Annotated in this window: 7 protein-coding genes; 3 read left to right on the top strand and 4 right to left on the bottom strand. The window is 65.0% G+C overall.

The genetic code is table 11. The annotated features are described in order from the left end of the window. The 3 genes from Q0C64_RS04560 to Q0C64_RS04550 form a co-directional block, all read left to right on the top strand. The coding region (locus Q0C64_RS04560; protein WP_294121129.1) for an IMP dehydrogenase at positions 1-356 on the top strand (356 nt) is incomplete at its 5' end. A gap of 3 nt (positions 357-359) precedes the next feature. Next, the gene (locus tag Q0C64_RS04555; protein ID WP_294121127.1) at positions 360-1,535 is read left to right on the top strand and encodes an RsmB/NOP family class I SAM-dependent RNA methyltransferase; all 1,176 of its coding nucleotides are present in this window, start codon (positions 360-362) and stop codon (positions 1,533-1,535) included. A gap of 29 nt (positions 1,536-1,564) precedes the next feature. Further along, positions 1,565-2,062, top strand: a complete 498-nt coding sequence (locus Q0C64_RS04550; protein ID WP_294121126.1) for a tetratricopeptide repeat protein — start codon at positions 1,565-1,567, stop codon at positions 2,060-2,062. A gap of 40 nt (positions 2,063-2,102) precedes the next feature. On the opposite strand, the gene rsmA is transcribed toward Q0C64_RS04550, so the two are convergent. The 4 genes from rsmA to lptD form a co-directional block, all read right to left on the bottom strand. Further along, positions 2,103-2,870, bottom strand: a complete 768-nt coding sequence (gene rsmA, locus Q0C64_RS04545) for a 16S rRNA (adenine(1518)-N(6)/adenine(1519)-N(6))-dimethyltransferase RsmA (protein ID WP_294121125.1) — start codon at positions 2,868-2,870, stop codon at positions 2,103-2,105. A 41-nt stretch (positions 2,871-2,911) separates the two neighbouring features. Next, entirely contained in the window at positions 2,912-3,916 is a 1,005-nt protein-coding gene (pdxA, locus tag Q0C64_RS04540) for a 4-hydroxythreonine-4-phosphate dehydrogenase PdxA (protein ID WP_294121124.1), read from the bottom strand. 10 nt (positions 3,917-3,926) lie between these two features. Further along, positions 3,927-5,174, bottom strand: a complete 1,248-nt coding sequence (locus tag Q0C64_RS04535) for a peptidylprolyl isomerase (protein ID WP_294121122.1) — start codon at positions 5,172-5,174, stop codon at positions 3,927-3,929. Positions 5,175-5,348: 174 nt separating this feature from the next. Further along, positions 5,349-7,562, bottom strand: a complete 2,214-nt coding sequence (gene lptD, locus Q0C64_RS04530; RefSeq protein ID WP_294121141.1) for an LPS assembly protein LptD — start codon at positions 7,560-7,562, stop codon at positions 5,349-5,351. Positions 7,563-7,696 lie beyond the last annotated feature (134 nt).

Here is a 7,696-nt window from a genome sequence, read left to right as displayed (position 1 = left end):
CGGGCGAAACCTTTCTCTACCAGGGCCGGGCCTACAAGGCGTATCGCGGCATGGGCTCGGTCGGCGCGATGGCGCGCGGCTCGGCCGACCGCTATTTCCAGCAGGACATCAAGGACCAACTGAAGCTGGTGCCCGAAGGCATCGAGGGCCAGGTACCCTACAAAGGGCCGGTCCGCGACGTTATCCACCAGATGGTTGGCGGGGTGAAGGCGGCGATGGGCTATACCGGCTCGACCACCATCGAGGAGTTGCAGCAGCGGGCCAAATTCGTCCGGATCACCAATGCCGGCCTCAGCGAGAGCCATGTCCATGATGTTGCGATCACGCGTGAGGCACCGAATTATCCGACGCGGTAGGCGATGACTCCGTCGGCGCGAGTCCAGGCGGCGATCGAGATTCTCGACGAGGTAATTGCTTCGGCGCGCGACGATGGGCCGCCCGCCGACACGATCATCCAGCGCTATTTCAAGACAAGGCGCTATGCCGGGTCCAAGGACCGCCGCGCGGTGCGGGAGCTGGCCTTCCGCGCCATCCGCCGGTGCGGCGAGCGACCGGACAGCGGCCGTACGGCGATGCTCGGCCTGGCTGACGACGACGCGCTGCTGCTCGACCTTTTCGATGGCTCGCCGCATGGCCCGGTAGTCCGCGAGCCGGCAGAGAAGCCGGCTGCAGCTTCCATCATCCCGCAATGGATTCAACCGTTGCTTTCGGAGCAAGTAGCGACTGGTGAATGGCCGGCGCTGCTCGAGCGCGCTCCGCTCGATTTGCGGGTCAACGCGGCCAAAGCAGCGCGTGACGAAATCGCGAGCCAAATCCCCGACGCGAAACCTACGACGCTGAGCCCGTGGGGCCTGCGCCTGCCCGCCGACAGCAAGATCGACGACCTTCCCGCCTTTGCCGAAGGCCTGATCGAGATACAGGATGAAGGCAGCCAGCTGATCGCGCTTGCCTGCCAGCCGACAAATGGCATGCGCATCCTCGACCTGTGCGCCGGGGCGGGCGGTAAGGCACTGGCCTTGGCCGCTGTCTCTCCGGATGCCGAAATCATCGCTTCCGATACCAATCGAGCGCGATTGGCGCAGCTGGCGCCGCGATCCGGGCGGGCCGGCGCGGCCATTGCGACCCGTTTGATCGATGGCGGACGCGAAGCGGCGCAGCTCGCCGACCTCGAAGGGCAGTGCGATGTCGTTCTGGTCGATGCACCGTGCAGCGGATCGGGCACCTGGCGCCGCAATCCCGAAGGCCGCTGGCGGCTGACGTCCGACCGGCTCGACCGCCTGGCCGAGCTGCAAAAGCGCTTGCTCGACCTCGCTGCGCCCCTCGTGAAGCCCGGCGGAGCCCTGGTATACGCCACTTGCTCGATCATCCGGGCAGAGGGTGCCGACCAGGCGCGGAACTTCTTAGGGCGTCATTCATCTTGGCAGGTGCATGATGTCTCCATCAATGGCGGCCGTGCCGACGGGCCGGGAAAGCTCCTGACCCCCGGGCATGACGCTACCGATGGCTTTTTCGTCGCGCGCTTCATTCGTTCATGATAGGCGGGCGCGATTGGTTGGAGATTTTGATGCGCCTGACTCCGTTCGTTTTGTGCCTTGGGCTTGCAGCGTCGACCGTGCCGGTCGCGGTGGTTGGCCAGCGTCCCGACGACCAGATTGCTCCCCAATCGATCGCGCTGATGAAGCAGGGTGAGGCGCTGCTATCGCAGGGCAAATATATCGAGGCCGACGATGCGCTCGAAACGTCATTGGCGGTCGATCCCAAGAACCGCGCTGCCTTCACCGTGATGGCCCGCGTGGCGATCAAGGAAAAGCTCTACGGCCAGGCGATCCGACTGACCAACAAGGCGCTGGCGCTCGAGCCGACCGACCGCGACGCGCTGGCGGTCCAGGGCGAAGCGATGGTCGAGTTGGGTGCGCTGCCCCGGGCCAAGGACAACCTCGCCAAGCTGCAGAAGCTGTGCGGTACCGCCGGTTGTCCGCAGGTTGCCTCGTTGACCACAGCGATTGCCAAGGGCCCGGCAATGGCCGCGGCCAAGGCGCCGGAAGTTCCCAAGAAGAATTGACGCCGCATGGCGTCACCCCGGCCTGCGGCCGGGGTCCATTTCACGAAAGCGCCCTCGCCAGCGCGACAAATTCGTCGACGCTAACCGTTTCCGCGCGCCGTTCGGAATCGATGCCGAGCGCGGCGAGCGCATCCAGCGCGTGAGGCACCGGCTTCAGGCTCGATCGCAGCATTTTGCGCCGCTGGCCGAACGCCGCTGCGGTGAGCCGCTCCAGCACTTTGGGATCAACGCCATCCGGCATGGCAGCCGGGACAATGTGCACCACCGCCGACGCGACCTTGGGCGGCGGCACGAAGGAAGAGCGATGCACCGCCATCGCGATCCGCGGGCTCGCCCGCCATTGCGCCGCGACTGACAGCCGGCCGTAATGCTCGCTATTGGGCTTGGCGACGATCCGCTCCGCAACCTCGCGCTGGAACATCAGGGTCAGCGACGACCACCATGGCGGCCATGGCCCCTCCAGCCAGCGGATTAGCAGCGCGGTCCCGACATTGTAGGGCAGGTTGGCGACGATATGGGCGCCCGTTCCGGCCTCGGCACGCTCGTCCACCTGGAGCGCGTCGCCCGAAATGATCCGCAGCTTTTCCGGATATTCGCGTTCCAGCTCCGCCAAAGCCGGCATGCAGCGCCGGTCGCGCTCGACTGCCACTACTTTTGCACCGGCGTCGAGCAGGGCACGGGTCAGGCCGCCGGGGCCGGGTCCGACTTCATAGACGCTCGCGCCGTCGAGCGGACCCGGAATGGCGGCAATCCGGGCCAGCAGCTGCCGATCGAGAATGAAATTCTGCCCGAGTGCCTTGGTCGCCATCAGCCCGTGTCGGGCAATGACGTCGCGTAACGGCTCGGGCATCAGGCGGCGACGGCGGCGCGGTGGACGGTTGATTCCGCGGCGACCCGGATCGCGGCGGCCATCGCCCTGGGATCGGCGCGATCCTGGCCGGCGATGTCGAACGCGGTGCCATGGTCCGGCGCAGTGCGGATGATGGGCAGGCCAAGCGTGATATTGACCCCATCCTCGAAATGCAGGGCTTTCAGCGGGATCAGCGCCTGGTCGTGATACATGCACAGCGCGGCGTCATAGTTGGCGCGCGCGGCGGCGTGGAACATGGTGTCGGCCGGGTGAGGGCCGGTCACCCGCCACCCTTCGGCCCGGAGCGCCTCGATCGCCGGCATGATCAGCTCGATTTCCTCGCGGCCGAGCGATCCGCCTTCGCCGGCATGCGGGTTGATGCCCGCCACCGCCAGCCGCGGATCGGAAATGCCGAAATTGCGCTGCAGGCCGCGTAGCGCGGCGCGGCCCCGCGCCTCGATAAGGTTGGGGGATAGCGCGCCAATGACCTCGGCAAACGGAATGTGGGTCGTCACCGGGACCGTGCGCAGCGTCGGGCCGGCCAGCATCATCGCGACGTTCGAAGGTGAGACGCCGCAGCGTTCCGCAACAAACTCGGTCTGGCCGGGATGGCTGAAGCCAATGGCGTAGAGCTGGTGCTTCGATACCGGGCCGGTGACCACCGCCGCCGCCGATCCCGATCGAGCCAGTCCGACCGCCAGTTCCAGCGCATCCAGCGAACAATGGGCGCCCGCGACGGTCGGATGGCCGGGAATGTCCGCCTCGACCGACGCGATCGGCAGGATCGGCAGGCCGACGTCGAACGCGCTGTCAGCTTCCCGAGGGTCGTCGATGGTCGCGATCGGCCCGTCCCACACTGCTGCCAGGCTGCGCGGATCGCCGATGGCGACGAACGGCGGCAGGTCGAACCGGGCACGGTGGTCCCAGCACTTGCCGACCACTTCCGGCCCGATGCCGGCGGGATCGCCCAGCGAAACCGCCAGCGGTCGATAGCTGCTCTGCATCGGGTTCCGCTTAGCGGAAGTCGATCACCGCGTCACGGCGCAGGTCGCGCAGATAGCGGCGCGAGCGAAGGTTGACGCGCTCCTCGTTGAGCTGCGCATAGACCTGGTCGAAGCTGGGCGCCGATGGGTCGACCTCGTCGCGGCCGCACAGCACCAAAGTGCGTACGCCTTCCTCGACCGATCCGAACGGTCGGGTCGCCTGGCCGACCTGCATTTGCAGGATCATTTCCTGCAACGCCGGGGGCAGGTCGCGCATCTTGACGTTGTCGGATTCAACCACCTCACCGTTATATTCGCCGGCGACTTTCTCGGCTCCGCCGCAGCCGCCGATATTGGCGATGCTCTGGGCAAAGCGAGACAATGTCGGTTCGGCCTGGGCGCGGGTCGTGCCCTGCGGGAAGCTGATCGACACCTGCTTCAGGGTCAGCACCGAATTGCGCGGATCGGCGGTCAGGATCTTGCGGACGTCCTGCACGGCGACGATCGAATAGCCGCCGGTCACCTTGATCGGCTGCGAAATCATGCCCGGACGCATCTGCTTGATGGCACCGCCGAGTTCGTCGGGCAGCTGTTCGGGCCGCATCCAGCCGAGGTCGCCGCCGACGGCCGCCGACGACGATTGCGAGAACTGCCGGGCGTAACCGATGAACGATCCGCCCTGTTGCAGGGCGTTGAAGATCTTGCCCATGTTGGCCTGGACTTCGGCGTCGTTGCTGCTGTTGGCCGACAGGAAGATTTCGCCGACGCGATACTCTTCGGCGCCCTTCGACGCTTCCATCTTCTTGATCACGGCCTGCACTTCTTCGTCGCCGACGCTGACGCCGCTCTCGATCTTCTTCGACTGGAGCCGACGCCAGGCGATTTCGCCCTGGATCTGGCGGCGGATCGAGCGGATCGAAGACCCGCGCGACTTCAGATATTCGGCCATCTGGGTCGGCGTCTGCTTGGCGCTGCCGGCGACGCGCTCGACCGTTTTGTCGATGTCATTGTCGCTGATCTCGATCTCTTCAGCCTTGGCAGCCTGGATCTGCAGCGTCTCGTCGATCAGGTTGCTAAGCACCTGCTGGCGCAGCTGATCGATCTCGTTGGCCGGGATTGGCTGGTTGTTGGCAATCGACATCAGCGCCAGGCGCTGGTCGATATCGGTCTGGGTAATGACTTCACCGTTGACGATCACCATCGCCTTGATGACCTGCGGCAGCGCATTGCCGAACAGCTGCGGATTTTCCGGCAGTTTGAGCGTTGCGGCGCTGTTCACTTGCGGACCGGCATCCTGTGCCGCTCCAGCCGTTGCGAGTGCCAAACCGAAAACCAGTGATACCGTCTGCGCCAGTCGGGCCGAAGCCCTCCATTCCTTCACTACCACCCTCAAAATCCCTTTGTCGCCAACGCTATAGCTAGTCGCCTTTACCGCCCGGTGCTGAACCGGAGCTTAGCGGCCAATGCCCTTCAGCGCGAAATTAAGTGAAAAAGTGCTGCCCTTGCGGAACTCCCCGATCCGCTCATAGTCGCGCTTCCACGCTACGCCAAGCTCAAGGCAGTCATCTTCATATGTAATGCCGACGCGATGCCGCACCTGCTTGAAACCGTCGGACAGGCTGAGCGGATCCTCGTTCTTGTTGGTGAGGTCTAGCACCGTCGTTCCGAACACTGACCAATAGCGGTGGAACTGCCACCGTCCGGCTAGCCGCAACTCTTCCTTGTCACGCAAATCCTCGATCGCCGAGGAAATATCGCGGTTGAGCCGCAGATAGCCCGCCTGGACGTAGGTCAAATCGCTGCCGACAGTGAGATCGAGTTCGCCGCGGCGAAGAGCCATACTGTCCTTGTCGACCCGGTAGCGGGCGGTGACGTCGACCAGGCGGCCGAAGCGGACGCGGGTTCGGCCGACAATGTCGGAGAAGCGGTCGGTCAGCCCGGTGCCGTTGGGGAAAATGCTCGGTTCGCGCGACAAACGGTAGCTTTGCCCGATGACGCTGTAGATCGACCATTTCGGCCGGTCATATTGCCATTCGAAACCGTAGGTGACGCGCGATCCGTCCTCCCACCGGTCGTAGCCGGGGAAGCGGTTGAGCGCGAACAAATTGCTGTCCTCCAGGTCGACCGCCCGGGCATCCTCGTTGGGAATGTCGAGGTTCTTGGTCTTTGGCGATACCACCAGCTGGATCCGCGGCGTGAGCCGCTGGGTGCCGCCCCACAGTTCGCCGACCAGCGGCCATTTGAGGTCCGCCGCCAGCGCCCCGATCCCACGAAACTGCCAGCCATTCTTGCCGCGATAAATGTCGACCGTCGTCTCTTCCGCTTCGTCGGTATGATAGGCATCGGCCCGGCCGAACGCAGTCAGGGTCAGTTCCTGGCCCATGCTGGTGATGCGGCGAAGATCCCAACGTGCACTAGCGAAGGCGCGCTGCGTGTCCTGGCCCTCGATGCGCAGGATAGCGAGGCTGTTGGCTTGCAGCTCGACCTTGCCGCCGAGCACCGGATCGTCGAGCCGGATGCGGGCATCAATTGCCGGCAAGGCAATCGGGATGCGCTCCTGGACGTCGGCGCTCCTTAGTCCCTGGAATGCCCAGCCCTGGATCGCAAAATAGCTGTCGGGATCGATTCGCTCAACGCTGACGACGCTGCGCAGCCGGTCATCACGGGTGATGTCATAGCGTCGGGCGACGGTCTTGTCGGTCGCTCCCCGCAGCGAGCTGGTGATCGTCCAATGGGGATCGAGCTGGAACCGGCCGTTGGCTTCGAAATAGCCGCGGAAACCGCGGCGGTCGGTCGGCGTCAGGTCGAGCGGATCTGGGTCGGGAATGTTGCCATAGGTGACGAACGCGCCAATCTGATAGGCGCCGATCGAGGTGAGATGGCGCCAGCGCGCTTCCAGCGCCGGCAGCGAATCGGTGTAGATGTGCGGCGTAATCGTCAGGTCGCGATTGCGGTCGAGCCACCAATAATAAGGGAAGCTGAGCTCGAGGCCGTTATTGTGATCGAAGCGGATACCGGGGACCAGCGCGCCGCTGAACCCGCCCTTCTGCGTCCCGTCGCCGATGCTGAAGACGGGCAGCAGCGGCAATGTGATGCCAAGGATCGTCAGCCGCCCGCCGGTGAAACGGATTTTCCCGGTGGTCGCGTCGCGGCTGACGCGCGCGGCGGTGATCTTCCAGCTTGGATTCTTGGGACATCCGGCATCGGTCGTCACGGCGCATGCCGAATAGACGGCGTTGGTCAACTCCATCTCGTCGCCGGTACGGGTCCCGCGCACGGCAGCGATCCGGCCGCCGCCTTCTAGCACGATCAGCAGATTGTCGATTGTCCCGTCCTTGAGGGACTCGGTGAGGTCGACCCGGTCACCGATCAGCTTGTCGCCCGCCGGATTGACCGCGACGACATTGCCTTCGGCCACCACCTTGCCGCTGTTGCGGTCCCAGGTGACGCGGTCGGCGGCGAGGTAATTGCCGTCGCGCGCCATCCGCACCCGGCCCTCGGCGGTGACGACCTCCGAATTGGTTTCGTAAGTGACCTGGTCGGCGCCGAAATCGATTACCGGCTCGGCGGCCGGCTGCTCGGCCGGCGCCGCCTCCTGCGCAAGCGCGGCATGGGGCAGGGCGAGGAGCAAGGGCAGCGCCGTCAAACACAGGCCAATCGATCGCACTGCCAACAAGCCCCGCCTTGTCCGAAGGAGATGGAACCTGTGCCTATTGCACCTTGTTCCAAGGGCGGCAATCCGCCTTGCGACCAGTACCGGCGAGCCGCCCCTTTGCCATGACGCAAGCTAGGTCTTAAGGA

The sequence above is a fragment of the Sphingomonas sp. genome (assembly GCF_023266535.1).
Lineage (GTDB): Bacteria > Pseudomonadota > Alphaproteobacteria > Sphingomonadales > Sphingomonadaceae > Sphingomicrobium.
This window is presented reverse-complemented; position numbering and strand designations above follow the sequence as displayed.